Here is a 26,824-nt window from a genome sequence, read left to right as displayed (position 1 = left end):
CTTTAAATAAAATTTCGATTGCCCAGTGCTTACTGAAATTAAATAATGAACCGCCGAATTAAAATTAGGTGCAGCGCACCGCAACCTAAATCTTCGAACATCGAAAGAATGTTGCGGTGCGCTGCACCTTAGATAGATTTTAGAATCTTTTTACAACAATTTTTTCGGTGCGCTGCACCTATTATAATTTTCTGCGGCGTCAGGCAGGATAAAGCACAGGGCGATGGATAGCTTTACAAAAATTAAATTTCCAGGAGAAATCTGTAAAATTTCTTTATTCAAAAAATATAATTAAACTTTTGTTACACGGTAATTAGTCTGGGAATCGCTGTTGGTGCTGGAATTGGTATTTATATCAATCAAAAATACTAACGACAAATCCGTAAAGTGGAGTAATTATATTTTTAGAATAAATTCCAGGAGGTTGTATGTGTGGACTTTGTAGGGTATTTTTAAGGGCATTTAAAGAAGGAGGTGGTTTTTTGCCCAGACCGCTGTTGGCAGTAATTTCACAAAAGAATAAATAGTACAATCATGAAAAATTATTTTATACCTGCCATTGGCATCATTATTGTCTCAATCATCTTAGTAGCAATAAATGAATTTACTGAAATGACTTTTATTAAAGATTATGCATACATATTCATTATAGCCTCAATGCTGTTGGGCGTTGGGCTGACAAAGTTATCAGGCAATACAGATGGCAAAGAATAATAAATAAAATTATATCAACCTTGATAATAGGATTAACAAGCCGATAAAATATACGATTTATAAGTTCATACACGCTTTTTTTGAGCACTTGGAAGTCAATTTCTCTTACTACTTTTTCAAATAATTTAGATTAAGCCTTATACTGCCCCTTATGATAAATTTATCCCATGCTGAGCATCAAATTAAATACGTCACTAATTTTCAGGACCTTGTTTCCACGCCTTTTCATGGAAAAATGAATGCGATTTGCTGGACTCGCAAGCTCACAGGTGATTTTTCCGAGATGGTTAATCAGATAGAGCTAAACGAAAATATAGCCGAACTTCATCCAGAAGAACTTCTTGAACTTCATTTGAGTGAACAGGGGCAGCTTGCCCGTGAAATTCTTTTAAAGGATTTAAAGATCCTGAAAGCTCTTGGCGCCTCTCCAATACTTAATCTGATTGAGTCCTATGAAAGAGATGATAGCTACCCGTTTTTCCCAACCGATGTTTATTCTTTTCATGCAGATCGCTCTACTATACCCGTCGATACCTTTTTATGCACTTATTATGGCGAGTCAAGTGAAATATTGCCCAATTCACAAGCCATACAAAAAGTGCTTGTTCCCGAAATACGTGATGAACTTAAAAAAATATATCGTGGAGCAGCCGAAGATTTTGAGTCATTTTTAAGTGAACAGTTTTTTGACCTACACTATCTTGCCAAACCCAAGGCACAGCCGATAAGCTTAGGGCTGGGCCAATTATGGAGATTGGCTATTGAGCATCCTGAAAGTAAAGTCCCTCCTTGTATTCATCGTGCACCAAAGGAAAAAAACGGGCAGAAAAGGTTGTTGTTAATCTGTTAGATTGCTATTCAAAAAAAATTAGCCGCAAGAAAATAGAAAATGAAACGATGAGGCGGTTGTAAGTGGTTCGCTTTTGGGGCCTTTCCGAGGGGAGATTCCATGAGTGGGTGAAACTACTTTAACAAGCTGTTTTACAGTCGTTTGAAGAAATCAGTCTGGGATTGATTTTGATGATTTTTGATTTATGGTTTTTTCCTGTATATTTGGAGAGTAGGTGGGGATAGCTGAGTTAGCGGCAATTTAAAAAAAGAAGATTAACATATGAATAAAGCAATAATCATAATTTTAGGTATTCTAATAATTGGTTGCCAAAACCAGGTGAAAGAAAGTGTCCAAGAAAAAGTATTCATTGAATTAGGTGGCGAAAAACAATTTGTGGAAATGACGGGTGCGTCTGACGATTTACCTGTTCTGCTATTTCTGCATGGCGGACCAGGCTGGCCTCAGACACCGCATCTGAGGTATTTTAACGCTGATTTGACTGACGAAATGATTTTAGTTTCCTGGGATCAGGCAGGATGTGGTCAATCTTATATGCATAATCCCAATCCGAAAAACCTAAGTCCTGAAAGTTTGGTCAATGATGCACATGAGTTGACGCAGTATCTAAAAAAGAAATTCAATAAAGAAAAAATATTTCTTGTGGGTTTTTCTTATGGTAGTGTTATTGGAATGAAATTAGCCGAAAAATACCCTGATGATTATTACGCCTATATTGGTGTCTCTCAGGTGATAAGTGTACCAGAAAGCTGGGACGTTTCCATGCAATGGTTGAAAGAGCAAGCCCAACAAAAGAATGATACAACAGCATTAAGGCAGTTGGATTTAATTGAAAAAAAGGACAGCACTGTTTGTGCTACCATTTTGGATTGTTTTATGAGCAAGTACGAACTTGTTGTAAAATATGGAGGAACCGTTTACGATTCAGCTATTGCGAAAGAGATTGAGAAAGCGGAAACTATGTATGAGGACTACAAAGACTATGACTGGTTTGAAGCTTTTAACTACACCTCGGCTCGAATGGATGGCGTTGCTTTCACAACGGATATTTCACATATCACAGAATTAAAGTTACCTGTTTATTTCATTGGTGGGCGTCATGACTGGAACTTACCCAGTGTAGTGGCAGAAAACCATATGAACAAAATGACAGCTCCTGAAAAGAAATTCATTTGGTTTGAAAAATCAGGACATGAAGTACCGGATGAAGAGGCTGAAAGATTTAATCAAACCATCATTGAAATCGTGAAAGAAAAAAACCGCTAACACAGGCAAAAATCAAGCGGGCGGCAAATACTAATTTGAAGGGTATTGCACCAAATAAACTTTGTCGCAGGTTGACAGTGAGGTGCTTCGAAATGCCCGACAGCTTTTAGCCTCAATACGTTATCGGTCATTAGTAATGAAGACCAAAACCAAAGGATAGACCAATAGAATTATGTATAATTTTTCATATTTCAAAGAAAAGAACAAACAAATAATTTTGGAATTCATAGAGCAAAATCCATTTGCTTTTATGACTGGTAGTTTTTTGTCAGGTAAACAGGTGGCAACCCAGATACCCGTTTTACTCGAAGAGAGGAATGGAGAAGTATTTTTGCAAGGACACATTATGAGGAAAACCGAGCATCATAAGGCTTTTGTTGAAAATCCAAATGGACTGCTCTTATTTACTGGTCCAAGTTGTTATGTAAGTGCCTCTTGGTATAGTAATCCCCAAATTGGTTCTACATGGAATTATATGAGTGTTCACGTAGCAGGGGAAGTCAAATTTATGTCTGATGAAGAACTCGTAGACTTTATGAGAAAACTAACTTTAAAGTTTGAAAAAGGCAATACAAAATCATTGACATTCTATGATAACCTTCCCGATAATTTCTTGAATAAAATGATGCCCGCCATTGTAGGTTTCGAAATTAAGGCAGACAATATTGAAAATGTTTTCAAGCTCAGCCAAAACAGAGATGAAAAAAGTTATCTGAATATTATTTCCAAACTTGAAGAACAAGGTGGACAAAGTGCATTGATTGCCTCAGAAATGCGAATAAGACAATCTGAACTATTTCCCGAAGGTATTGAATGGGACGGTTCAAAATTTGACTCTTGAGAAACGAAAAATAACGAAACGCTAATCGAGTAGACGGCCGTGAGCCATAAAGCCCACGGTGCGCCTCTACCTTTCGGCAGACAGGTCTCACACCACCGTACGTACGGGTCTCGTACGTGGCGGTTCGTTAACCATCTCAACAACCGCTCTTTACACCAGTTGAAGCTATCTCTTTCTTTAATAAAGGGCTATAATTCTACTGGAAAACTATCCGTAACGTAGAAATTACTCCCAATTCAATCCATTCATTCAGAAAGGTTAACGTGGATAACGATAATACTCTGCCGCAGGCGCAACACAGAATACGCCGCATCCGATCGAACCGTTAGCTGCAAGCATAGCAGACCTCAATAGCCCCTAAACCTTCAGAAATTTAAAGCAAAACCAACCAAAATGAAATAATTGCAATTTTATTTGTACAGACCGTTCTGTTTGATTACCTTTACGACATCAAATAATCAAAGTGACTAAATGAATGTAAAGCACGACAAAGAAAAGGTATTGAAAACAGGACTTGGAATGTTTTGTAACAAAGGATATAACAGTCTTGGTGTTGACGAAATATGCAAAGTTACAGGAATGACTAAAGGAGCATTTTATAATGCATTTAAAAGCAAAGAACAGTTTTTAATTGAAGCCATTTTGTTATATGCAAAAAACAATGTGAACCGAATTAAGGCACAACTTCAATCAAATAATACACAAACTGCTTACGAACGCCTTCTTCAATTTTATGTCAATATGCTTGATGTACAGCCAAAAGTGAATTTTATGGGTTGTTTCATTAACAACATTATGTCTGAATTAGGGGCTGCCAATGAAAAGGTTGGATTAGCTTCTACTCAAGCATTTGATGAATTTATAGATGCAATAGAACCTACTGTAATGGAAGCGCAACAAAATAATGAATTGAATTCAGAATGGAACGCTAGACAAATTACAGAGCTCTTACATTCTACGTTTTACGGTTCTCTTACAAGAGCTAAAAGTTCAAAAGACAATGAACAAGGCATCAACACAATGAAACTATTATTCAACAATTTAAAAACAACTAAATAAAAATGGGAAAATTAACAACAATCAAACGAGAGATTGAAATCAATCAATCAAAGGACAAAGTTTGGAAAGCATTAGCAGACTTTGGCAATATTTGTCACGGACATCCCGCGGTAAGTAAATCATTCATTACTTCTACGCAAAAAGAAGGAGTTGGTGCAACGCGACATTGTGATTTTACAATGATGGGAGCAACTGCCGAAGAAAAAGTAACCGAATGGAATGAAGGTAAAAACATCAAAATTGAAGTCGCTGAACTTAAAAAAATGCCGGGAATTGACACAATGGCTTTAGACTTGGCTATCAGACAAAATGGAGATAAAACCACATTATCCAGCACTATGGCTTATTCAATGAAAAACGGCTTTTTCGATGTCATGAACAGTCTAATGATGAAAAATATGAATGCCAAATTATTAGACGGAATTATGGCCGGACACAAACTGTATATCGAAACTGGAACTATTGTGAATGAAAAAACAAAATTAGACACATCAATTGTAAAAATAATAAACTAGAAAAATGAATAAAATAGTGATGGTTTTAATTGGATTTTACACAGTAAATTCAATTTATAAAGTACAAGGTATTCAGACAATGGGTGGTGATTTTAGACTAACTGCGAAAGGCAATAAAACTATTCTCACCTCTACGTTAGACTACTCTATGAAAAGTAGGATGTTTGGAATGATGAACGGAATGATGGGTCGTAAGAAATTCACAAAAACTTGGGCTTCAATTCTTGGAGGGTATAAATATCATTCAGAAACAGGGATCAGAGTTACAGAAAATACAGTTTTGCCAATAGAAGAAGTTAAATTATTGGAAGTGAAGAAAAACTTAAATAAATAAAGATGGAAAAAAATAAAACTTTTCTAATCGTTAACGCTATACCTAATACAGAGGATATGGTAAGTTTTCAATCCTATATTTCTCAAATCATTGGTATCTTTACACAGTTTGGTGGAACTGGAATGCAACGTTGGAAAACAAGCGAGCAAGTGATGGGAAAAGGTGGTATAAAAGCAATTGCTGTGTTTGAATTTCCTTCAGCACAATCCATAAAAGAAATGATGGCAAGCGAAGAATTTAATTCCCTGAACGAATTACGTATAAAAGCCTACAAACAAGAAGTAGATTTAATGATTTGCGAAACTTTGTGAAAGTAAGTCAGCAGCTAAGAAGGTATAAAAGCAATAGCGGTTTGGGTACGTACTCAAATCGTTTTTGTATTTAATTAAGTATCTTGTTATCCGAAAAGTAAGTGCATTTAATTCGATACTGCGCTTATACTAACCGTAGGCCCAGGTGTGCTCCCTGTAAAAATATTGGCATAAGTCCATTCCTCTTCTGCAGCTTTTTGTACCTTGGTAAACCAAAGACTTTCAGTAATAAAATGCAAAAAAGGAATAATATGCAAACCGTTAATGACCGCATTGCTCTACTGCGCACAAACATGCGCGACCTGAATCTTGATGCCTACCTGATTCCCACCAGCGATCCTCATCAAAGTGAATACGTGGCAGACCACTGGAAAGCAAGGGTCTGGCTTTCCGGCTTTACCGGCTCTTCCGGTATCTTGGTCGTCACTCGGGACCATGCGGGACTTTGGACCGATTCCCGCTACTTTTTACAGGCAGAAGAAGAGCTTCGCCCAAGTGAGGTGGTGCTGCATAAACAAACGGTTCCTTATGCCCCGGAACACATCCCATGGTTGATAGACCAGCTCCCTGAAGGAAGCACGGTGGGTTGCGATGGCTATCTCTTTTCCCATGATGAATTGAGAGGTATTGAAAAAGAACTGGGCCAAAAGAATATAGGACTCCACTACAGGGTAGATATCGTTGCACAGATCTGGGCAAACCGGCCTCCCTTGCCCCAAAAAGAAGTTTTTGAGCACGACACCCGTTTTGCCGGTAAAAGCCGGGAGGAAAAACTGTCGGTCGTCAGAAAAAAAATGAACCCAACAGGGGCCAATTCCTACCTGGTGAGCACCCTGGACGACATAGCATGGATACTGAATATCCGTTCTTCAGATATAGCTTATAATCCCGTATGCATCTCCTACCTGGTGATTGAAAAAGACCGGACCTGCTGGTTTGTGGATGCCTCAAAAATTCCGTCCGCCCTCGAACAGAAAATGGAAAAGCAAGGCATTTATTTGAAAGCATACGATGCGGTCGAAGATTATTTAAAAGCACTCCCTTCCGGGACAAAACTGCTCGTGGATTCCTCTACGCTTAATGCCCGTTTGTTTGAGGCAATTCCTGCTGGAGTGCCCGTTCAAGGCTCGAACATTGTTTGTAATCTTAAAGCCATAAAAAATGAAACGGAAATTGGCCACATTCGCAATGCAATGAAAAAGGATGGCGTCGCACTCCTCCGTTTTTACCGGTGGCTGGAAGCGACCCTGGCAGCAGGCGATACCGTAGGAGAAGCGGCCGCAGCAAAAAAACTCGCTGGTTTCAGGTCCCTGCAAGAGGGTTATTTTGGCGAAAGCTTCGGCGCCATTGTAGGCTACAAGGCTAATGGAGCCATCATACATTACAGCCCGGAAGAGGATAAATGTGCACAGATAGGACAGCAGGGCATGTTATTGCTGGATTCAGGTGGGCAGTACTTGGATGGGACTACGGATATCACCAGAACCACGGTTATGGGCGAGGCCAGTGAAGAACAAAAGATCAATTACACCCTTGTATTAAAAGGACATATCGCCCTGGCCAATACCAAATTCCCGGCGGGCACCACCGGCGTGCAACTCGATACGCTGGCCAGGATGTTCCTGTGGCAAGCCGGGCTGAATTATGGTCACGGAACCGGACATGGTGTAGGATTCTTTTTGAATGTGCATGAACCTCCCCAGGGCATTACCCCTAATCCGAAAACGAGCAGGGGCCAAAACCCGATACAACCGGGCATGCTGACTTCCAACGAACCGGGTTTTTATAAAACAGGGGAATATGGAATCCGTATTGAGAACCTCGTGGTATGTATTGAGGCCGAAGAAAACGAATACGGCAAATTCCTCGGCTTTGAAACAGTGACTTTGTTTCCTATCGATACAACATTGATAAAAATAGAGCTGTTAGATCAGCAGGAAAAAAAGTGGCTCAACCACTACCACCAAAAGGTTTTTAAAAGCATAAGTCCCGAGCTTGATGACCAGGAAAGAGCATGGCTCGAGAAAAAGTGCAAAGCTATTTAAGTAGTTCACGAGATTAGGTTCTAACCAATATAGCGGTCAGCAAGAAAATAGGAGACATAATGCCACTTCGTGTGCGGTACAGGTTCCCGAATTTTGCCTTAAGTCAATTTTTTGCATTTTTGGGAAGCTTACAGAGCCATTATAAAAACTCATTTGTAAAACATAAAAAATGAAAGTATTAATGGAAGTCAGTTATTATTGTGAGTTATTTTATGACCAGGCACACTGCTAAACGAACAACACAATCAGCATGATCAAAATTGCGTTTGGACTAAAGGTTGAAATCTGAATTTAAAAAAAAGCGGTCCTGACCCTAATAGCCGTTTTGTATTTGGGGCCGGCGTACCCGTGTAGTATGTATAAAGTGGATTTTTTATTTTCCTTCCCCTAATGATAATGGTTCCCTTATTGTAAGACAAAAAACATCATACACAATGAATAATTCTGATACACACCATCAGCGTATTGCAAAAATGACATTTGCTTCAGTCTATCCACTGTATCTCGCAAAAGTGGAAAAGAAGGGCAGAACAAAAGAAGAATTACATCAGGTCATAGAGTGGTTAACAGGTTTTAACCATAAAAAAATGCAGGAACTCATAAATGAAAAAGTGACTTTTGAAACATTCTTCGAACAGGCTTCTCTTAATCCCAATGCGCCACTTATCACCGGAGTGATCTGTGGGTATCGTATAGAGGAAATTGAGAATCCTTTGACACGGCAGGTTCGGTATTTGGATAAGTTGGTGGATGAGTTAGCCAGGGGCAGGAAATTGGAAAAGATATTACGCAGTTCGTAGGGTAGTTTGGGGGTCAGGCAAGCCCCAAATCAGCAGGAAAAGAGATTTACATCAAAATAATCGCCATGGAGAAAAACAAAATCGGAGACAAATCGAATAAATCTGGTCAAAGCCCTTTTGCTCAAACCTACTTCCACGGAACAAAGGCAGACTTAAAGGTTGGAGACTTAATCGAAGTGGGTTTTAACTCAAACTTTGGACAAAGAAAAAATGCCAAATACATTTTCCTGACAGCAACATTAGATGCTGCAATCTGGGGTGCTGAACTTGCCTTTGGAGCAGAACGAGAAAGAATCTATTTAGTTGAACCAACAGGTGCCATTGAAGACGACCCTGATTTAACAGATAGAAAATTCCCGGGTAATCCAACAAAATCTTATCGTTCAACACATCCATTTAAAGTAGTCGGAGAAGTTACCATTTGGCAAGGGCATCCGCTGGAGCAAGTTAAGGCAATGAAAGACGGGTTAGCAAAACTTAATGCTCAAGGGATTAATTCTTTAAATGACAAATAGAATATGAGAAAAAAATCAAAAGGGACTCACTGAAAAGAGGCAGGTTTTACTACCGTGTAACAAATGTTTTTTTATTTTTCAATAAGTCCCCAAACACAAATTTTTCACTCAGATGGAACAACTTGATATACCGTACCTCTGGTCGGTATTCCGTAGATGGAACACCCCGTACCAATGGTCGGGGCAAAACGCAGAATAAAAGGATTTTTCCTAAATATTTCAGCGATAATCTGCGAAATCAGCGTGACAAAAAAGTATCGGAATAGCACCATTCTAACTATATAAATAAACTTTCGTTAATTATATTTTTTCAAAAACAAACAAACAAAAATTTGATAATGCTCAATAAACTTTATATCGTTATGGTAGCCTTGGTGGCTGCCTTTTCCCTTTCGGCCCAGAGTGTAGATGACATCCTGAACAACTATTTTGAAAATACAGGCGGACTCGAAAACTGGCACAACCTGAAATCGACCCGTACGGAGGCAACAATGTCTATGGGCGGCATGGAATTTCAAGGGATCATCTTTGCGAAATTCCCGAACAAACAGCGCGTGGAGGTAGATGTGCAGGGACAGAAGATCATACAGTCCTATGATGGGGAAACCGCCTGGTGGATCAACCCTTTTGCCTCCGGCCCGGAGGCCCAACCCATGCCGGATGAGATGGCAGAGGATATGAAAAAGCAGGAGTTTGAGAACCCGTTTATCAATTACAGAGAAAAGGAAAGCAAGGTGGAGTTGCTCGGTGAAGAATTGGTGGAGGGTACAGAGACCTTCAAGGTCAGGTTGACTAAAAAGGACGGCAGTGAGGAAACCTATTTCTTCGACAAGGAGTATTTCATTCCGGTCATGATTCAGTCGCTGATCACCTCCGGACAAGCACAGGGTCAGATGACGGAGATCTACTTCAGTGACTACCAGGAAGTGGAAGGATTGATGATGCCTTTTTTCCTGGAAACTAAGGTCGGGGGGCAATCCGTGCAGAAGATCACCATTAAAAAAATAGAAGTCAACGTAAATATGGAAGACAGTTTCTTTGATTTTCCTAAAAAATAAACCCGGCATTAGATACTACACTCCATCAGTTCGTTTTCCTCATTAAATTAAAGTTATGTTCTCCGGGAAAAATATTTAATTTGCACAAAATTAAATGACTATGAGAGCTTTAACCATGACATTGGCCCTGTTTTTCCTGTCGGGAACCGCTATTGCCCAGAATGATTCCAAAATTACTACCGGGGTAGTGGCCTACCAGCAAGGTGATTTTTTCCAGGCCGAACAATCTCTTCGTGCCGGCCTGGAGTACGAAAGCATGCTGAAGGAGAAGAATATTGCAAAAGGCTGGTATCACCTTGGCCTTTCCTTAATGGGGATAGTCCAGACAGCTAATCGGGAAAAGGATACCCAAACCTTACAAAAGTACGCAGGTGCATTTCTGGAGGCCTACAACTGTTTTGTTTTGGCCATAGAGAAAGATATGGGGAGCGGGACGTATGGGCCACAGGCGGTTGACCAGTTAAAATCACTTTTCAATTCCTTATTACAATTGGGATTACAGTACATGAATTCAGGTCTGTATAATGATGCAATGCCCTATTTTGATGCTGCTGCAACCATCAGCCAAAATATGCTTGATGAGGAGAATTATCTTGTTTATGATCTTCGTGCACAAGCCCGCCTTGCTCAATCCGATACATTGGGTGCCAGGGCCGATTTTATCAAAGCAAAGGAGATCTTTTCTAATTTTCCTCCCGATCAACCGGATCAGTTGATCGCGTATGTTTATTACCGGCTGGCATTACTGGCGAGTTACCAGGATAATGCTGCTGACCAGGTACTGGAGATCCTTCGCGAGGGGATGGAGGTGCTGGAAAAAGAGCACAGCAGATTAAGGCAGGCGGATTATACTGCGGAATACTGGGCGGCACTGAGCGAGCAATACGAAACCGCCAAAGCCGACCTCTCGGCATTTGAACTGGATATATTGTTAAACTCTCCGGATAAACTGAAGCAGGCACTGGAAAAATTCGACAAGGCGGTGAAAGAGGATCCGCAGAACTATATCAAACAGGTGGCTTATGCCCGGTTGCTGGAAAAGGTGGACCAGGAAAAAGCAATCTCCGTTTATAAAAAGGCCATAACCATTGATGACAGGAATGTCGTTGCGTTTTTTAACCTGGGAGCATTATATGTGAACCGGGCAGCAGAGGTTTCCAAAAAGGCGATGGAAACGGATGATTTTGAAAAAGCGAAAAAATACGAAGCAGAAGTAAATCAACATTTTAAGAATGCTCTTCCCTACCTTGAAAAGGCCTACCGGATCAGTCCCAGTGATCTGACCATTATCAGGGCACTCAAACAAGTTACCATTTATCTCGAAATGACCGAAGACTATCAAAAATACAAGGAAGCCGAGAGGGTTTTGACGGGTGGGTAGTTATTATGAGTATAATATTGGATTCAAATAAGCCTCGTGTCTTTTTGGGCGGCAAACTGAACGATACTCTATGATAACCTAAAAACAAAGAGAAATATGAAACATATTACCAGAGCCGTTTGGGTTTTGTCATTCGTAAGTTTGTTTACCGATACAGCGAGCGAAATGCTGTATCCAATAATGCCCATTTATTTAAAGCAAATAGGTTTTTCCGTTCTGCTGATTGGCATTCTTGAAGGGCTCGCCGAAGCCACAGCAGGACTAAGCAAAGGGTATTTTGGCAAACTTTCTGATGTTTCCGGCAAACGGGTTCCTTTTGTCCGCATTGGTTATGCTTTCAGCGCTATTTCCAAACCAATGATGGCCCTGTTTATCTATCCGCTTTGGATATTTTTCGCACGAACCATTGACCGGTTCGGCAAAGGGATCCGGACCGGCGCGAGAGATGCCATCCTTTCAGACGAAGCCACCCCAAAGACCAAGGGAAAAGTTTTTGGATTTCACCGATCCATGGACACTTTAGGAGCCGTTATCGGACCCTCCCTGGCATTAATTTATTTATATTATTTTCCGGAAGACTATAAGTCGCTTTTTTTTATAGCATTTATCCCTGGATTACTGGCCGTGTTATCCACTTTTTTCCTCAAGGATAAAAAGATAAACAGCCATAAACCAAAAGTAAAAACGCCTTTTTTTTCCTTCTTAAAATATTGGAAAAAAAGCCCGCCAGCATACAGGAAACTGGTATTCGGACTTTTGATTTTTACGCTGTTCAATAGTTCGGATGTTTTTCTTTTACTTCAGGCGAAGCAGTCCGGACTCGACGACACTATGGTGGTAGGCCTTTATATTTTCTATAATCTTATTTATGCTTTGTTTGCCTTTCCTATCGGTATTCTGGCCGATAAAGTCGGGCTGAAGGCCATTTTTATCTTCGGGCTCGCTTTATTTGCTACGGTATATTTTGGTATGTCGTTTAACACCCACCTTTATGTATTTTTGGGGTTGTTTTTTGTTTATGGGGTTTATGCTTCGGCGACAGAAGGAATTTCAAAAGCGTGGATTTCAAATATCACTGACCCTAAAGACATTGCCACGGGTATAGGTACATTTTCCGGATTGCAAAGCATTTGTGCTATGATCGCCAGTTCGCTAACAGGATTTATTTGGTTTTGGCTGGGGGCAAAAATTGCCTTTATCACTACGGCAAGTGCCACCTTATTGGTATTGGTTTACTTCCTGACCATTCCAAAGCCAACCACTAAACTGAACTAGCCATCGCGTTTTGAAAGGATACAGTACTGATGCCCGGTTTTGATCAAGTAGAAAGAGAAGTTCAAAGACACATTCGCAAAATGAAATAATAATATTTTCGTGAATCCCCTGATCTCCGATTCGCAATCGGGCGATATTATGACTTTTTACCTTTTTATCGTATTTTGGCTTGCAATTGTTTACCTCCAAAAAAAAAATAATCTAACCAACATCCAATAAAATTCAATAAAATGAAGTCCTTACTCACCTTGACTATGGCAATGGTACTGTTCATTGCTCCTGTTTTTTCACAGACTAAGACAAGCTCCGAAAAAATTTCAAAGCCGGACCAGTTGGACCGACTGATGACCTATTGCAACGATAATGGCATGTTCAATGGCACCATCCTCGTTACCGAAAACGGAAAAGTCATCTACAGAAAGGCATTGGGTTATGCAGATCTTGAAACGAAGGAACCGCTTATCCCGGAATCGTCCTTTTACCTGGCTTCAGTTTCCAAGCAATTTACGGCCATGGCCGTGATGATCCTTAAGGAAAGGAACAAACTTTCCTATGACGATAAATTGTCTAAATTTTTTCCGGAATTCCCGGACTATGCCGATGAGGTGACTATACGGCATTTGCTGACCCACACTTCCGGAGTGCCGGATCATTATAGATTAAATGCCTATAAAAAAGATCTGAAGAACTCTGATGTACTGGAACTGCTCGTCAAACAGGAAGCCCTGGATTTTACCCCGGGAGAAAAGTATTCCTACAGCAACGGAGGGTATGTGTTATTGTCCATGATTGTAGAGAAGGCCTCAGGACAACCTTTCCACCTTTTTATGAAAAAAAATATATTCGACCCGCTGGGCATGAAAAACACCCTCGTTTTTGATGAATCAAAGCCAGCGGTCAAAAACAGGGCCAAAGGGTATAGCAGTAACGGGGGCCTCGATGATTATGAAATACTGACCACAGGGGCGGGGGGAATGTATTCCACCCTGGATGATCTGCACCTTTGGGACCAGGCCCTTTATACCAAAAAACTGGTCTCCAAAGCCACGTTGGAAGAGGCGTTCACTCCGACCGTTTTGAACAGCGGAGAGAAATCCGATTATGGATTCGGGTGGGGCATCAGTGAACATGAAACCGGTAAAGTGGTTTCCCATTCCGGAGGGATGAACGGATACAGGACTTATATCAGAAGAGACCTTGCACGCAATAATGGTTACATCTGGCTGACTAATAACGGCGATGCCGTGGCGAGTCAGGATATCAATAATGCTATCGTGAATATCCTTGCCGGCAAATCTTATGAGTTGCCCAAAATCCCTTTTTCCCGAAAACTGGCCACATGGCTGAAGGAAAATGATACGGAAACGGCTATTGCGCTGTCAAAACAGTTTTTGAAAGAAAATCAAGATGAATACGAAGCCGACGAATCGGGGATCAACAGTCTTGGGTATCAATTTCTTAATGCAAAAGATACTGAAACCGCCATGGCTGTTTTTAAGCTAAACACAGAATTGTTTCCTTCCTCTGCCAATGTTTATGACAGCCTGGCGGAAGGTTATATGAATAATGACGAAAACGATAAGGCCATCCAAAATTATAAGAAATCCATTGAATTGAATCCCAACAATAACAACGCCATTGAAATGCTGGTAAAACTGGGTCTGGACGAAAATGAACTCAGGCCTCAGATCAAACTGCCTGCTGACCTTTTGGAAAGTTATGTCGGGAAATATGAATTGCAACCGGGTTTCATCCTGGACATTTCCAGGGAGGGAGAGCGATTGTTTATTTTACCTACAGGACAGTCAAAAAGTGAGCTTTTCCCGGCATCAACCGTAAGGTTTTACAGCAAGATCGTCGACGCCCAGATCACTTTCAATAAAGACGAAAGCGGCAAAGTGGTCAGTCTTACCCTGCACCAGGGAGGAGATTTTGAAGCTCCAAGGATTGATTAGGGCTTTAGGATAGATGAATCTACCGGATTTTCCATTGGAGAAACACTTTAAAAATAAATTGGCCTACTGGGGGGGATGACTCCTCTTTAGAGAAAGGGGGTGGAGCGGAGGCAAACAGGTCAATTTATTTTTATTAAATCTCCAGGAAACAAACACAAAAGAATCAAGTATTGCAGGCATATAAATCACTAATTTTGGAAAAATCCAATGGCCAATAAAACATCCCAGCACATTTTAAGCACTTCTGCGAACCTGCTAGGTTTTTGCCTCTTTATCATTACTTCGCTTCATTTGGCAGACAAGACAGAGAATACGTTAATGGATGAATTCACTTCAATAGTGGCATTACTCTTAACGGTTTCTTCTTTTTTATCATTTTCCTCTATTCGTACAGAGGATAAAAATAAAGAAGACCGGCTTGAGCAAATTGCCGATTATTTGTTTCTTATTTCGCTGGTCGGAATATTTGGTGTTATTGTTTTTCTCATTTTTACCTTTTGGCATAAATGAACCTCCATTCCATTGAGGCCAAAGTTTCTCCGGACAACAGGGGAGCCATTTTTTTGATGGAAAAAATTGGTTTCAAAAAGGAAGCGCATTTTGTGGAACGAATCTATTTTGACGAAAAATTTTCGGATTTAGCGGTATATTCGCTTATTACCGGGAATGAGCATTACGCCTGAAAAAATAAATTTTATCGCGCAGATGGAACAAAGTGACATACCGTACCTATGGTCGGTATTCCGTAGATGGAACACCCCGTACCAATGGTCGGGGCAAAGCGCAGAATAAAAGGATTTTTCCCACATATTTCAGCGATAATCAGCGTGACAAAAAAGTATCGAAATAGAACATTCAAACGATATAAATAAACTTTCATTACACGGTACTTATGTTCCAAATTTTAAAATATGAACAAAGGACGACTTGAAGCATTCAGCGACGGCGTACTCGCCATTGTGATCACCATTATGGTACTGGAAATAAAAGTGCCCCATGGACATGAATTTTCAGACCTGAAAAAATTAATCCCCATTTTTTTAAGTTATGTGTTAAGTTTCGTTTACCTGGGGATTTACTGGAACAACCATCACCACATGATGCATACGGTGAAGCGGGTGACCGGTGATATTCTATGGGCGAACCTGCATCTACTTTTCTGGCTTTCCCTGGTTCCTTTTGCTACAGGCTGGATAGGAGAAAACAATTTCAGTCCCATGCCCATGGCTTTTTACGGGATCATCCTTCTGATGGCGGCCTTTGCCTATTTCATTTTACAACTTCGGATCATTAAGAACGAGGGAGAGAACGGCATTTTGGCGAAAGCCGTCGGGAAAGACCTCAAAGGCAAGGCGTCTCCCATTTTGTACCTTTTGGCCATTGCCTCCTGTTGGGTCAATGCCTGGATTTCCGGGGCCATATATATTTTGGTGGCATTGATGTGGCTCATTCCCGATAAAAGGATCGAAAAAATCATCAATCAAAATGAATAATTATTGAAAGGCAGTTTAGGTTTTGTGAAGAATCATTCACCTGAGACTTCGATGAATACATGATGCTTGTCGGTGGTTCACAGCAAAAAAAACAAAGACATTCAACCTTTTTTATGCGTATGAAGTTTTTTTTTTGGAGGGATTTTCAGGCTCAATATATTGACCAGACCCATTTTTTCGTTTCTTTAAAACCAGCCGACAGGGTTAAATCCTTCGCCTGCAATTTCAGTTTTGGAATGATATGTAGCCTAAAAACACAAAAAAATGGACCTGACCACTCCAATCCAGACTATTGAAGCCGAAAGCCTGAATAAAGTCTATTTTGAAGAAAATTATATCAGGCAAAATAAACCAGTGATCATTAAAGGGCTTTTACACTGTACGGAAGCCGAAAAATTATGGAGCCTTGAATATTTAACGGAAAAATTAGGCCGATATCCCGTTCGGGTATTTGACAAAACAAAAGAAAACGGAACCTCTTTTCTTCGTGGAAACAGGACGGTTTTGATGAAGGAAATGCTTAACCTGATTCATGGCAATGAATCCTCAAACCTCAGGATGTTTGTCAGCAAAGTGTTGAACAAGGATAAGGATCTCCAGACTCATTTTTCGACACCTGCTTTTTTTACCTGCAAACTCCAGCTGCCAAAATTGTTATTCCTTGGGGGGAAGGGCACCATTGTTCCTTTGCATTTTGATTTCCTTTTTGACGATGGGCTTTTGACGCAGTTTTTCGGAAGAAAGGAGGTTATTTTGATTGAAAATAGCCAGTCGAAACTCTTGTGCCGTCTGCCGTTGAACAGCATATCCCTGATCAATTTATTCGAGGTGAATTATGAGGAAAACCCACAGCTAAAAAAAGTGAAAGGATACAGGGTAACCCTGGAACACGGCGACACCTTGTATATCCCCTCGGGGTACTGGCATCAGCTAAAATACACGGATGCCAGTATGTCGGTGGCTTTCCGAAAATGGAACCTCAACCCGGTAAAATCCATTTCCACAGCCATCCTACGGATCGGGCAAATAACCGTTGATAAATCCTTAAATGCACTCTTTAGAAAAAGGTGGCTCCGGTTAAAGGTTAAAATAGCGCGGTCCAGGCTTTGAGAAGATTTTCAAATGATGGCCATTTTTTTAGTTCCTATGTCAGTTTTATTTTGGACGGATGCCTGTGTTGCTTTAACTTTGATCCAAAACAGACCATGACAGAAAAGACTTACCTCGAAGTCACCCAGGAAGCGGGTAAAGCGTTTTTTACGAGCAATATCAAAGGCCCCATTGTGATGTTGAATCTTTTGAAGTTTCGGAAAACGGCGGACTATTCGACCGTCGAAACATTGGCTCCTGCGGGAGAAATTTCCGGAAAGGAGGCCTATCGATTGTATATGGATCACACCTTGCCGTTTTTAGAAGAGGCCGGGAGCGAAATTATTTTTCAGGGGAAATCCGAGGGGTTTCTGATAGGCCCGGAACATGAAAAATGGGACATGGTATTATTGGTCCGGCATAAAAGTGCTTCCGATTTCCTGACCTTTGCTACCCATGAGGCATATTTAAAGGGGGCCGGACACCGGACAGCGGCGCTGGAAGATTCCAGGTTGCTGCCTATACAAACCGAATCCATTACCACCAGGTGATCCCGGGGTGCCTGATCCTTTTTTTGAATGGGCTTGAAATTTGTCGGGCAATCTCATCCTCTTATCACGAATAAGGTCAAATGTGCTATTGTATTACCCTGGCTCTTCCCAGCTCCTTGAGTCTCCGAAAGTGAGAGGCCAGGGCGTGAAAAACAGTAGGCTTCAGGTTGTAAGGGAATCCATATTCTTCAGCTGTATTTTTGATGATAGGGGCGATTTCAGGATAATGGACATGAGAAATATTTTGAAATAAATGATGCTCAATCTGGAAATCCAGCCCACCGATATACCAACTGAGGAGTCCGTTTTTTCTACCAAAATCCGAGGTGGTATGCAGCTGGTGGACCACCCAATCATTTTTGATCTTATGATCTTCATTAGGAAGGGGCTGATCGGTACCTTCCACGACATGGGCCATTTGAAATACCGTACTCATGATCATACCCGCCGTAAAATGGAGGGCGACGAAGCCAATCAGTATTTGCCAAAAAGAGAAGGGGGTAAAGATTAAAGGCAGCCCAATGATGATCCCTGCGTAAATGATTTTAATCAAAATAAGTTTGATCAGTTGCCAGGTCGGATTCAAATGGTGTTTACGCGTAATGCCCTGCCTGTTGTATTCCAGCAATTGACCAATTTCTCCGAACAATTTGGCAAAGGTCATGAGTCCGTAAAGCGGAAAGGCGTAAAATTGCTGATAACGATGATACTTTTTCAGGGGACTGTGTTCGCATAAACGAATGATCTTAACGTTGGAAATATCCGGATCATACTCGAATATATTGGTATAAGTGTGATGATTGACGTTGTGCTGGATTTTCCAGTTGAAAACACTGCTCCCCAGAAGCAGCATAGTGGCCGAAGCAAATTTGTTGGCCCAGGTTTTTGAAGCATACGCCCCATGAACACCATCATGCATTACCGACATGCCCACGCCAGCTTCTCCGATGCCCATGATAACGGCGAGCACTAATGCTCCCCATGGTGACATTGGAATAATGAGCACCATGATAAAAGGCACCAGGTAGATGCCCAACATAACAATCGTCTTAAGGTACAGGCTGAAGTTGCCATAGATGGGAATGTGGTTATCTTTGAAATAAGCGCGTACCCTTTTTCTTACTTCATGCGCAAACTCTTGTTCATAACTATTTCTCCTGATGAATTTAACGGTATCCATAATAACACTTAGATGAATGGTTCACCTTTAATTTATTGGATAATACATGAAATAAACAATGATTTTCGTCAAGGGATAAAAAATAATACCGGAAAAGAAAGATCCAACGGTTGCCCCAACGGTTTATCCAATGGTAATTGTCTTTTAAAACTACCGTTGGAGAAGTCAAAGTACCGCAGGATAGAAATTAGTTGTCGCCTTCAATACTTTCCTCTAGGTTTACTTCCAGCAATTCTGCTCATACCATATCTCCAGGTGCTCCAGATTGTGAGGGTTATGGACCGGACGCCCCTTTTGGGGGTTCGGCAACAGATATGACCAATGCGTCTGATCATGTAACGGTTTGGGACTAAATAAAGGCCTTAATCACAGCGCGGCAAACATCCATTAAAACCAATCATTTTTTATTGAAAATCAAATAGTTAGCAAAATTTTAGTTATTACAATGATATTGTACTACCTTTGCGGCTCACTTTATAATATATAATAATGAGTAACGGAACTGTAAAATTTTTCAACAATTCGAAAGGATTTGGATTTATCACTCCTGATGAAGGAGGTAAAGATGTTTTTGTACATGTCAATGGATTAATCGATGAAATCGCCGAAGGCGATAAAGTGAGCTATGATGTTGAGGAAAGTCCAAAAGGATTAAACGCTGTAAACGTTAAAGCGGCATAACCAAATCGCTTTAATTTTTTTACCCATAAAAGCCTGTCAAATTTTTGACAGGCTTTTTTTTTTGAGGAAATCAGCCATTTGCGTTTGCAAATCTGGGGGTAGGCCGTTATTTTTATAAAAACAAACCGTCCGGTACCGGTTTAAAACGCATTCACCAATACACCTTTACCATGATACATGAACAATTGCTGGGATTCATCAAAAAAGGGGAGTTAGAAGAAACCATCAACCTGCTCGTGGACTTTGTAAGCAAGCATTACACCCGGTTTGCGACGGAGGTGTACCTCATCGCCAACAGGTACAGCAGAGTCACCAGTGAAAAGAACAAGGGATTGCTGGAACACAGCGATTACCAGATCGAAATGAATTCCATCACCTACAGCCTGCTGGAAATCATCGAATCTATCGACAGCCTCAATGAAGAGAATTTCAAAATAAAAAAGGACAGTAATGAGGTCTTTTCTTCCATACTGGAACTGGAAAAGCGTTTTAACCAGGCCCGAAAAAATGCCAATACCATCCTGTCCAATCAAACCCGCCTGAGGGAAAAAAATGATATCGCCCGTGAGTTGGGGGAAATATTCATCAATTATCCGGATCTGATCAAATCCTATGCCGGTACAAGGTCGGAAGGCATTATTGCCGGCATTGCCAACCGGTATAAAAGATTGCCTGAAATCAGCGGCATCGATTTTTTTGAATCCGTGGCTGAACCAGTATTGGGCAATTTCACCAAATGCAGCATTGCCAATGCCCTGGTGGAGATCATCTACACGGGACAACTGCAAACCCAGGAGGATCCGAAACTGGTACCCGACAATGAAAGGATCGCCAATATCCTGGATAAAATGTTCCCGAGTTCATTCCAGACAGTAAAACTGAGCATCACCCGGGTCAGCGCCGAGTTGGAATACTTCCTCGGGATATGATAGAGAATGGAGGCACAAAAAATCAACCCTCAAAATTCCGGCAATACACACTGTTTACTCACCCGCTTCAGCAGCGCATCAAAATCATCAAGTCCCTGCTGCATGACCGGAGCATTATCTTTGTGACAGGTCAGGCAGGCTCCGACAGTCAGGATGCGTTTTTGCTCTTCCGGGGTAAATGGCCGGGCATTACCCCTTGTAGCCGGGGTGCTTTTGGGCAATTCAAGAAATCCCACCCACGCATCCTGGGGCAGGTTGTCGTGATCCTCATCCGCATAATCGGCTACGAACTGCCAGGTTCCTTTTTGTCCATTGACCAAATAATTTAAGGCTCCCCGCCCGTACCCTATGGCCAGCGGATTGTTGTGGCAACTTTTGCAATCCCGACCTGCTTTCACTGTAGTGTGGGCTTCCAGGGGAGCAAAAAGCCGATAGAAGGAAAATCCTCCATCCTCTTTCTCTTGCGGAAATTCAGCCTCATCAATGGTCATGATCATACCGGGGACGAATGTTTTTACGCGGCGACCTTCTTCATTTTCCACAATGCCGAGCGTAGGAGATTCTGCAAAAAATTCGCCAAGGTGTTCGATCCATTTGCCGTCCACCATTTTCCGATCCAGTAGATCATAACTTTGGGTTTGGGGTTCGTAGCTATTATGGCAACCGATGCATTGGGGCGTCCAGGAAGTATGACAGGCGCTGCACGTGAGTGCGTCATGAGCCGTGCCCCGGGTGCATATTTCAGCGGGAGGGGTTAATTGCAGCCGCTTTCCGGAATTCTTACTGATAAAAAAGGCCTTGCCCGCACCATCAACCGATACATTGATCATGGCTTCCTCTGCCTTTTCGCCTTTGACAAACCTTTCCAATTCGGACAAGGTGGATCGCAGGGCGATGATCTTTTTGGATTCCGCATCAAGAGATTTAAAAGGGATCACTTCGGGCGCCTGGTTGAAATGACAATCCTGACAACGCACCCGCACCGCTTCCTCGCTGTGCATATATTCGATGCCATCCCCCATCACTTCTCCTGCATTATGACAATCAATACACTCCAGGCCGAAGGTATGATGTACATCTTCGGTTATGTATTGAAAATTACGCCCGTCTTCCAGTTTGCGAAAACCTGGCTTGCCCTTCACTTCGGCATCTGTATAACGGGTTTCATGCCAGCCCTCGTAACTGGTAGAAATCCGGCCCGACCGGCTGTGGCACCCAAAGCAATGATCGTTGGATATCTGCATATTCAGCGCCGCATGCACCTTCAACCCTTTTCCGTCACGATATTCGGCAAGGGATGCTTCCGCCTGTTTACTGTAATTAAGGTGGCAGGCATTACACCCTCCGCCGCGGGAACTTTCGCTTACCGGTTCGGAAGCTAATTTTTCGCGACCTAAATGACAGGATACGCATAAACTTCGCAAATGCGTATCCGCTGCGGAATTGCCCAGGTCTTTAACATGATGATGGGCATCAAAAGTTTCAGATTCTCCAAAGGCATATTTATCAATGGTGATGATCCCGCTCATCGTATTCATGAGCGACAGTTCGATACGCTGAGGAATGCCCGGGTGGCAATCTGTGGTGCCACAGGATAAATTCGCAGTAGCCACGTTTCCGGGGATAAGGATCATCCCTTCATGGGAGGCCTCCTCCTCTTCCGCATTGGGATTGCCCAGATGACAGGAGGCACAGCCTATTTTTTGGGGATCGTGAGCAGGAGAAAAACCGGTCATTTCGGCATGGCAATTCAGACAGGTTTCCTTTCCTTCATTTTTTATGATGACATAATCTTTCACCACTTTCGGCTGTTGGTCTTTCCTCGTGCATTGCCATGCTAAAAGAGTAACGATGGTCAGCAGGAAGATGGGGGCAGATTTTTTTTTCAGAAAGGAATAAACAAAAATCGGCATGGTGCTTTTTTTTGTAAAAATAAGGCGATTTACCCATAATCACCATCATAAGAGAAGAAGGTTTTTAAATAACATGAAAATATGTTCATATATATGTTTATTTAATTATTTTCCATATCTTTGACAGGCAACAAAAACAACAGGAATATGTCAAAAGTGGTTGTCCTCGGAGCGGGAATTTCAGGTCATACTGCCATCGCTTATCTCCGGCGGCAGTTAGGAAAGGAACATGAATTGGTGATGGTCTCCCCAAATTCTTATTACCACTGGATTCCTTCCAATATTTGGGTGGGGGTAGGCCGGATGAACATTGATCAGGTTAGGTTTGAACTCGCGCCGTTATATAAAAAGTGGGGCGTGAGTTATAAACAGGCCAAGGTCATGGACTTTTACCCGGAAGGGAAAGGGGACCAAAAGACCGGATTCGTTACGGTAGAATACGTTGCCGGGGATAGAAAAGGAGAGGTAGAGAAGGTTGAATATGATTTTCTCATCAACGCTACCGGCCCCAAATTAAATTTCGAAGCTACGGAAGGGCTGGAACCTGGTAAACACTGCGTTTCTGTTTGTTCCTATACCCATGCGGCCGAAGCCTGGCAACGGTTGCAGCAGGTGCTGGCCAAAATGGAAAAGGGCGAAAAACAGACCTTCCTGATCGGGACGGGACACGGGACTTCCACCTGTCAGGGAGCAGCTTTTGAATACATCCTGAATGTTGATTTTGAGATTAAGCGTCGTGGCCTCGAGGATTTGGCGGAAGTCATCTGGATTTCCAACGAATACGAACTCGGCGATTTTGGAATGGGCGGCGCTTTTATTAAAAAAGGAGGGTACGTCACCTCAACCAAAATATTTACAGAATCCTATTTTAATGAGCGTAACATAAGCTGGATCAAAAGGGCAGCGGTCACCAAAGTGGAGGAAGGGAAAATCCATTATGAAACGCTCGACGGAAAATTCCACACCCAGCATTTTGATTTTGCCATGCTCATCCCTGCCTTTAGTGGCCACGGTTTTAAAGCTTACGATAATGCCGGAGCTGACATCACTGACAAACTCTTCGCAGCAAACGGTTTCATGAAAGTGGATGCTGATTATTCCGGAAAACCGTATGACGAATGGACCATACAGGACTGGCCGGAAACCTATCAGAACCAGGACTACCCGAATATTTTTGCTGCAGGTATCGCATTCGCACCCCCACACTCCATTTCAAAACCGATGAAAAGTGAGAACGGCAATCCCATTTTCCCGGCACCTCCACGAACAGGAATGCCTTCCGGGGTGATTGGAAAAGTGATTGCCGATAACATTGCCGAATGGATCAAATCGGACAAACCGCTGATCAAACACAAAGCGTCAATGGGCCGAATGGGCGCCGCCTGTATCGTCTCTGCCGGATTCGGCATGACCAAAGGTACTGCGGCCACCATGACCGTCAACCCGGTGGTGCCGGATTGGGACAAATACCCTGAATGGGGAAGAGACATAAAGAATACGGTTGGAGAACCGGGACTTGCCGGGCACTGGATGAAATGGTTTATGCATTATATGTTTTTGTACAAGGCAAAAGGAAGACCGTTTTGGTGGTTATTGCCGGAATAAGTAAGGGGAACAGGGACATAGGGGAGAGTGTAAAATTGGTAGTGATTTTTCATAACATCTTAGTATCAAAATAGTACAGCATCAAAGCATCATGAGCAAAACAAAGAAAAAAAGATATACCGATCAATACTATCCTCCGATGCCTACCAAAAGAACTTTGTTCTGGAGGAATTTCGTGCCCTTTCAAATTTGGCGTTTTTTTGTGTTGAACTTAAAAATACTCAAGATTGTAGTGAAGGGACACTCCTGACCTACCCTTTTCATGCTGTTTTTCAGATACCAGACAAAAGCTTCTTTTGTTCATTAATGTTGTATTGCCTTTCCGGATCGGTCAAAACCGATCCAAAAAGCCTAATCGGCTCTTTTTACTGCCTAAATCAATGTCTTTAGTGATCAATATCACTTAACACCTCTGATATATGTCAATAGATGAAAATTTTATCATGTGTACATTTGTAGTGATTTCCAACCATTCATTAACAAGACAGCTAAACAGATTATGAAGCATCTACTGATATTAGGAGCGGGAACCGGCGGCACGATCATGGCCAATAAAATGAGAAAAGCACTCGACAGGGCCGATTGGAAAATCACTATTGTCGATCAATACAGAACACATTACTACCAGCCGGGATTTCTTTTTATCCCCTTCGGTATGTACACCAAAGAAGATGTGATCAAACCAAAAAGCAATTTCATCCCTCCAGGGGTGGATATCATTTTTTCCGGCATTGATAAAATCTTACCTAAAGAAAGCAAAGTGGCGCTTGAAGACGGAAAGGTGATCAACTATGACTATTTGATTATTGCCACAGGAACCAAAACTAATCCGGAAGAAACACCTGGCCTGAAAGGAGAACTTTGGTATAAAAAAGTATTTGACTTCTACACCATCGAAGGCGCTCTTGCTTTGGCCAATTTTTTCAAAACATGGCAAGGCGGTAAACTGGTGGTCAATGTGGTAGAAATGCCCATCAAATGTCCTGTCGCTCCCCTTGAATTTTTATTCTTCGCCGATGCATTTTTTACCGAAAGGGGCATGAGAGACAAGGTGGATATCACCTATGTCACGCCTTTGGGCGGTGCATTCACCAAACCCAAAGCTTCAAAGATGCTGGGAAGTCTGATGACGGAGAAAAACATCAATATCGTTGCCGATTTTAATATCGCAGAAGTAGATAACGAAAACATGCTCATCCGCGATTACGCTGACCAGGAAGTGCCTTTTGACTGTTTGGTATCGGTGCCTACGAATATGGGGGACGATATGATTGAGCGAAGCGGTTTAGGAGATGAAATGCGTTTCGTGCCTACCGACAAAAACTCCCTCCAGTCCAAGGAATACGAAAATATTTTCGTATTGGGTGATGCGGCAAACATTCCAACCTCCAAGGCAGGGTCAGTAGTCCACTTCGCAGCAGAAGTGCTTTATGAAAATCTTTTGTGCGCCATCGAGGGCAGACCTTATACGGCTTCTTTTGACGGACACTCCAATTGTTATATAGAGACAGGTCATGGTAAAGGGGCATTGATCGATTTCAACTACGATACAGAACCTCTCCCTGGCCATTTTCCATTTCCCGGTATCGGGCCTTTCGCCTTGTTGAAAGAATCCAGGATGAATCACTATGGAAAGTTGATGTTCCGCTGGATTTACTGGCACATTCTGCTGAAAGGTAAAGAAATGCCTATTGATTCCAAGATGACCATGGCCGGCAAAACCATGTAAAGTCACTTTTATTTTAATCTAAATCGACGGTAAATGGAAATTATCAATAAAAAAGACGATCAGCAAATTCAGGGGCAGATAGACGCGATCAATCAAAAGCTCGACCTGTTGCTGGAGGGCATGAAACTCCAGCAGCAAAAAAGGGAAGAGACGGAGGATTTGGTCAAAGACTTATCCATCATCGGCAATGATATGTTTAAGACTGCCGTAGTGGAACTGGACAAAGCAGGCGTCGAACTGGATACTGAAGCTCTTGCCGGGTTAGGGTTTAAAGTGCTGAGAAACATCAAAACTTTTTATGAGCTTTTTGAAGCTATTGAAAGTGCGAATGATTTCATAAAAGACGTAGGCCCTATCATTCAGGACGTGGGCCTGACAAGCATTGGTTATCTCCATGAATTAGAACGAAAAGGATATTTCGAATTCATGAGAGAAAGCGGAAAGATCGTGGACAAAGTTGTTACAACCTACTCTAAAGAAGACATTAATTTACTGGCGGATAATGTGATTACCATTCTGGATACGGTTAAAAATTTAACCCAACCCAACATGCTCAAGGCCATGAATAATGCGATCACCATCTACCAGCATATGGATATGGAAAATATTCCGGAATACTCTTTGTGGAAAGCGATGAAAGAAATGAGATCCCCGGAATTGAAAAAAGGAATTGGTTTTATGATCACCTTCCTCAAGAGTTTATCAAAACAAGAAGTAAACAATTAAAAATCGGGC

The 26,824-nt window shown here is 41.8% G+C and carries 27 protein-coding genes; 25 read left to right on the top strand and 2 right to left on the bottom strand.

Annotated features, from left to right (window positions below):
* Positions 1-534 precede the first annotated feature (534 nt).
* From H6571_16560 to H6571_16465, 20 genes are all read left to right on the top strand, one after another.
* Entirely contained in the window at positions 535-714 is a 180-nt protein-coding gene (locus H6571_16560; protein ID MCB9325353.1) for a hypothetical protein, read from the top strand.
* 151 nt (positions 715-865) lie between these two features.
* On the top strand, positions 866-1,564 hold the full coding sequence (locus H6571_16555; protein ID MCB9325352.1) for a hypothetical protein: 699 nt from the start codon (positions 866-868) through the stop codon (positions 1,562-1,564).
* 261 nt (positions 1,565-1,825) lie between these two features.
* Positions 1,826-2,830, top strand: a complete 1,005-nt coding sequence (locus tag H6571_16550; protein MCB9325351.1) for an alpha/beta hydrolase — start codon at positions 1,826-1,828, stop codon at positions 2,828-2,830.
* A 172-nt stretch (positions 2,831-3,002) separates the two neighbouring features.
* Positions 3,003-3,671, top strand: coding sequence for an FMN-binding negative transcriptional regulator (locus H6571_16545; GenBank protein MCB9325350.1), 669 nt, complete (start codon positions 3,003-3,005; stop codon positions 3,669-3,671).
* A gap of 471 nt (positions 3,672-4,142) precedes the next feature.
* Entirely contained in the window at positions 4,143-4,730 is a 588-nt protein-coding gene (locus H6571_16540; GenBank protein MCB9325349.1) for a TetR/AcrR family transcriptional regulator, read from the top strand.
* A gap of 2 nt (positions 4,731-4,732) precedes the next feature.
* A complete protein-coding gene (locus H6571_16535; protein ID MCB9325348.1) occupies positions 4,733-5,245 on the top strand; it encodes an SRPBCC family protein in 513 nt (170 codons plus the stop codon).
* Positions 5,246-5,249: 4 nt separating this feature from the next.
* Positions 5,250-5,579 (top strand): hypothetical protein, encoded by a 330-nt coding sequence (locus H6571_16530; GenBank protein MCB9325347.1) that lies wholly within the window; start codon positions 5,250-5,252, stop codon positions 5,577-5,579.
* A gap of 2 nt (positions 5,580-5,581) precedes the next feature.
* Positions 5,582-5,890 carry a DUF1330 domain-containing protein gene (locus H6571_16525; GenBank protein MCB9325346.1) on the top strand — a complete coding sequence of 103 codons (309 nt, stop codon included), beginning with the start codon at positions 5,582-5,584 and terminating at the stop codon, positions 5,888-5,890.
* A gap of 251 nt (positions 5,891-6,141) precedes the next feature.
* Positions 6,142-7,935 (top strand): aminopeptidase P family protein, encoded by a 1,794-nt coding sequence (locus H6571_16520; protein ID MCB9325345.1) that lies wholly within the window; start codon positions 6,142-6,144, stop codon positions 7,933-7,935.
* A gap of 434 nt (positions 7,936-8,369) precedes the next feature.
* Complete coding sequence (locus tag H6571_16515; protein ID MCB9325344.1) at positions 8,370-8,735, top strand: DUF2200 domain-containing protein; 366 nt, start codon at positions 8,370-8,372, stop codon at positions 8,733-8,735.
* Between the two features lie 65 nt (positions 8,736-8,800).
* The gene (gene arr, locus H6571_16510; protein ID MCB9325343.1) at positions 8,801-9,250 is read left to right on the top strand and encodes an NAD(+)--rifampin ADP-ribosyltransferase; all 450 of its coding nucleotides are present in this window, start codon (positions 8,801-8,803) and stop codon (positions 9,248-9,250) included.
* 338 nt (positions 9,251-9,588) lie between these two features.
* Entirely contained in the window at positions 9,589-10,308 is a 720-nt protein-coding gene (locus tag H6571_16505; protein MCB9325342.1) for an outer membrane lipoprotein-sorting protein, read from the top strand.
* A gap of 100 nt (positions 10,309-10,408) precedes the next feature.
* Positions 10,409-11,689 carry a hypothetical protein gene (locus H6571_16500; GenBank protein ID MCB9325341.1) on the top strand — a complete coding sequence of 427 codons (1,281 nt, stop codon included), beginning with the start codon at positions 10,409-10,411 and terminating at the stop codon, positions 11,687-11,689.
* A 96-nt stretch (positions 11,690-11,785) separates the two neighbouring features.
* On the top strand, positions 11,786-12,964 hold the full coding sequence (locus tag H6571_16495) for an MFS transporter (protein MCB9325340.1): 1,179 nt from the start codon (positions 11,786-11,788) through the stop codon (positions 12,962-12,964).
* 230 nt (positions 12,965-13,194) lie between these two features.
* Positions 13,195-14,919: a serine hydrolase gene (locus H6571_16490; GenBank protein ID MCB9325339.1), complete on the top strand. Its 1,725-nt coding sequence runs from the start codon at positions 13,195-13,197 to the stop codon at positions 14,917-14,919.
* A 207-nt stretch (positions 14,920-15,126) separates the two neighbouring features.
* Positions 15,127-15,429, top strand: coding sequence for a hypothetical protein (locus H6571_16485; GenBank protein MCB9325338.1), 303 nt, complete (start codon positions 15,127-15,129; stop codon positions 15,427-15,429).
* On the top strand, positions 15,426-15,602 hold the full coding sequence (locus H6571_16480; GenBank protein MCB9325337.1) for a GNAT family N-acetyltransferase: 177 nt from the start codon (positions 15,426-15,428) through the stop codon (positions 15,600-15,602). Before H6571_16485 ends, H6571_16480 begins: the two co-directional genes overlap by 4 nt.
* Before the next feature lie 228 nt (positions 15,603-15,830).
* Positions 15,831-16,412, top strand: a complete 582-nt coding sequence (locus H6571_16475) for a DUF1211 domain-containing protein (GenBank protein ID MCB9325336.1) — start codon at positions 15,831-15,833, stop codon at positions 16,410-16,412.
* A 264-nt stretch (positions 16,413-16,676) separates the two neighbouring features.
* The gene (locus tag H6571_16470) at positions 16,677-17,522 is read left to right on the top strand and encodes a cupin-like domain-containing protein (protein ID MCB9325335.1); all 846 of its coding nucleotides are present in this window, start codon (positions 16,677-16,679) and stop codon (positions 17,520-17,522) included.
* 95 nt (positions 17,523-17,617) lie between these two features.
* Positions 17,618-18,052, top strand: coding sequence for a DUF1330 domain-containing protein (locus H6571_16465; protein ID MCB9325334.1), 435 nt, complete (start codon positions 17,618-17,620; stop codon positions 18,050-18,052).
* An 85-nt stretch (positions 18,053-18,137) separates the two neighbouring features.
* On the opposite strand, the gene H6571_16460 is transcribed toward H6571_16465, so the two are convergent.
* A complete protein-coding gene (locus tag H6571_16460; GenBank protein MCB9325333.1) occupies positions 18,138-19,232 on the bottom strand; it encodes an acyl-CoA desaturase in 1,095 nt (364 codons plus the stop codon).
* Positions 19,233-19,721: 489 nt separating this feature from the next.
* On the opposite strand from H6571_16460, the gene H6571_16455 reads away from it, so the two are divergent.
* Together H6571_16455 and H6571_16450 are read left to right on the top strand one after the other, a co-directional pair.
* On the top strand, positions 19,722-19,913 hold the full coding sequence (locus tag H6571_16455; GenBank protein ID MCB9325332.1) for a cold-shock protein: 192 nt from the start codon (positions 19,722-19,724) through the stop codon (positions 19,911-19,913).
* 170 nt (positions 19,914-20,083) lie between these two features.
* Complete coding sequence (locus H6571_16450) at positions 20,084-20,842, top strand: hypothetical protein (protein MCB9325331.1); 759 nt, start codon at positions 20,084-20,086, stop codon at positions 20,840-20,842.
* Positions 20,843-20,871: 29 nt separating this feature from the next.
* Here H6571_16450 and H6571_16445 read toward each other — a convergent pair whose 3' ends face one another.
* Positions 20,872-22,755: a hypothetical protein gene (locus tag H6571_16445; GenBank protein ID MCB9325330.1), complete on the bottom strand. Its 1,884-nt coding sequence runs from the start codon at positions 22,753-22,755 to the stop codon at positions 20,872-20,874.
* A gap of 147 nt (positions 22,756-22,902) precedes the next feature.
* Between H6571_16445 and H6571_16440 the strand changes: the two genes are divergently transcribed.
* The 3 genes from H6571_16440 (at position 22,903) to H6571_16430 (ending at position 26,815) form a co-directional block, all read left to right on the top strand.
* On the top strand, positions 22,903-24,360 hold the full coding sequence (locus H6571_16440) for an FAD-dependent oxidoreductase (GenBank protein MCB9325329.1): 1,458 nt from the start codon (positions 22,903-22,905) through the stop codon (positions 24,358-24,360).
* Between the two features lie 499 nt (positions 24,361-24,859).
* A complete protein-coding gene (locus tag H6571_16435) occupies positions 24,860-26,089 on the top strand; it encodes an NAD(P)/FAD-dependent oxidoreductase (GenBank protein ID MCB9325328.1) in 1,230 nt (409 codons plus the stop codon).
* A 33-nt stretch (positions 26,090-26,122) separates the two neighbouring features.
* Positions 26,123-26,815: a DUF1641 domain-containing protein gene (locus tag H6571_16430; protein ID MCB9325327.1), complete on the top strand. Its 693-nt coding sequence runs from the start codon at positions 26,123-26,125 to the stop codon at positions 26,813-26,815.
* Positions 26,816-26,824: the final 9 nt, after the last annotated feature.

Source organism: Lewinellaceae bacterium, assembly GCA_020636105.1.
GTDB lineage: Bacteria > Bacteroidota > Bacteroidia > Chitinophagales > Saprospiraceae > BCD1.
The sequence above is the reverse complement of the archived record's forward strand: the minus strand, read 5'-3'. Positions and strand labels throughout refer to the sequence as shown.

Coding starts and splice junctions, on each gene's coding strand:
- H6571_16555 (MCB9325352.1), top strand. CDS start 866: ATGATAAATTTATCCCATGCTGAGCATCAAATTAAATACGTCACTAAT.
- H6571_16495 (MCB9325340.1), top strand. CDS start 11,786: ATGAAACATATTACCAGAGCCGTTTGGGTTTTGTCATTCGTAAGTTTG.
- H6571_16440 (MCB9325329.1), top strand. CDS start 22,903: ATGTCAAAAGTGGTTGTCCTCGGAGCGGGAATTTCAGGTCATACTGCC.
- H6571_16505 (MCB9325342.1), top strand. CDS start 9,589: ATGCTCAATAAACTTTATATCGTTATGGTAGCCTTGGTGGCTGCCTTT.
- H6571_16450 (MCB9325331.1), top strand. CDS start 20,084: ATGATACATGAACAATTGCTGGGATTCATCAAAAAAGGGGAGTTAGAA.
- H6571_16560 (MCB9325353.1), top strand. CDS start 535: ATGAAAAATTATTTTATACCTGCCATTGGCATCATTATTGTCTCAATC.
- H6571_16535 (MCB9325348.1), top strand. CDS start 4,733: ATGGGAAAATTAACAACAATCAAACGAGAGATTGAAATCAATCAATCA.
- arr (MCB9325343.1), top strand. CDS start 8,801: ATGGAGAAAAACAAAATCGGAGACAAATCGAATAAATCTGGTCAAAGC.
- H6571_16500 (MCB9325341.1), top strand. CDS start 10,409: ATGAGAGCTTTAACCATGACATTGGCCCTGTTTTTCCTGTCGGGAACC.
- H6571_16470 (MCB9325335.1), top strand. CDS start 16,677: ATGGACCTGACCACTCCAATCCAGACTATTGAAGCCGAAAGCCTGAAT.
- H6571_16525 (MCB9325346.1), top strand. CDS start 5,582: ATGGAAAAAAATAAAACTTTTCTAATCGTTAACGCTATACCTAATACA.
- H6571_16455 (MCB9325332.1), top strand. CDS start 19,722: ATGAGTAACGGAACTGTAAAATTTTTCAACAATTCGAAAGGATTTGGA.
- H6571_16550 (MCB9325351.1), top strand. CDS start 1,826: ATGAATAAAGCAATAATCATAATTTTAGGTATTCTAATAATTGGTTGC.
- H6571_16540 (MCB9325349.1), top strand. CDS start 4,143: ATGAATGTAAAGCACGACAAAGAAAAGGTATTGAAAACAGGACTTGGA.
- H6571_16460 (MCB9325333.1), bottom strand. CDS start 19,232: ATGGATACCGTTAAATTCATCAGGAGAAATAGTTATGAACAAGAGTTT.
- H6571_16520 (MCB9325345.1), top strand. CDS start 6,142: ATGCAAACCGTTAATGACCGCATTGCTCTACTGCGCACAAACATGCGC.
- H6571_16465 (MCB9325334.1), top strand. CDS start 17,618: ATGACAGAAAAGACTTACCTCGAAGTCACCCAGGAAGCGGGTAAAGCG.
- H6571_16545 (MCB9325350.1), top strand. CDS start 3,003: ATGTATAATTTTTCATATTTCAAAGAAAAGAACAAACAAATAATTTTG.
- H6571_16530 (MCB9325347.1), top strand. CDS start 5,250: ATGAATAAAATAGTGATGGTTTTAATTGGATTTTACACAGTAAATTCA.
- H6571_16515 (MCB9325344.1), top strand. CDS start 8,370: ATGAATAATTCTGATACACACCATCAGCGTATTGCAAAAATGACATTT.
- H6571_16480 (MCB9325337.1), top strand. CDS start 15,426: ATGAACCTCCATTCCATTGAGGCCAAAGTTTCTCCGGACAACAGGGGA.
- H6571_16445 (MCB9325330.1), bottom strand. CDS start 22,755: ATGCCGATTTTTGTTTATTCCTTTCTGAAAAAAAAATCTGCCCCCATC.
- H6571_16430 (MCB9325327.1), top strand. CDS start 26,123: ATGGAAATTATCAATAAAAAAGACGATCAGCAAATTCAGGGGCAGATA.
- H6571_16485 (MCB9325338.1), top strand. CDS start 15,127: ATGGCCAATAAAACATCCCAGCACATTTTAAGCACTTCTGCGAACCTG.
- H6571_16475 (MCB9325336.1), top strand. CDS start 15,831: ATGAACAAAGGACGACTTGAAGCATTCAGCGACGGCGTACTCGCCATT.
- H6571_16435 (MCB9325328.1), top strand. CDS start 24,860: ATGAAGCATCTACTGATATTAGGAGCGGGAACCGGCGGCACGATCATG.
- H6571_16490 (MCB9325339.1), top strand. CDS start 13,195: ATGAAGTCCTTACTCACCTTGACTATGGCAATGGTACTGTTCATTGCT.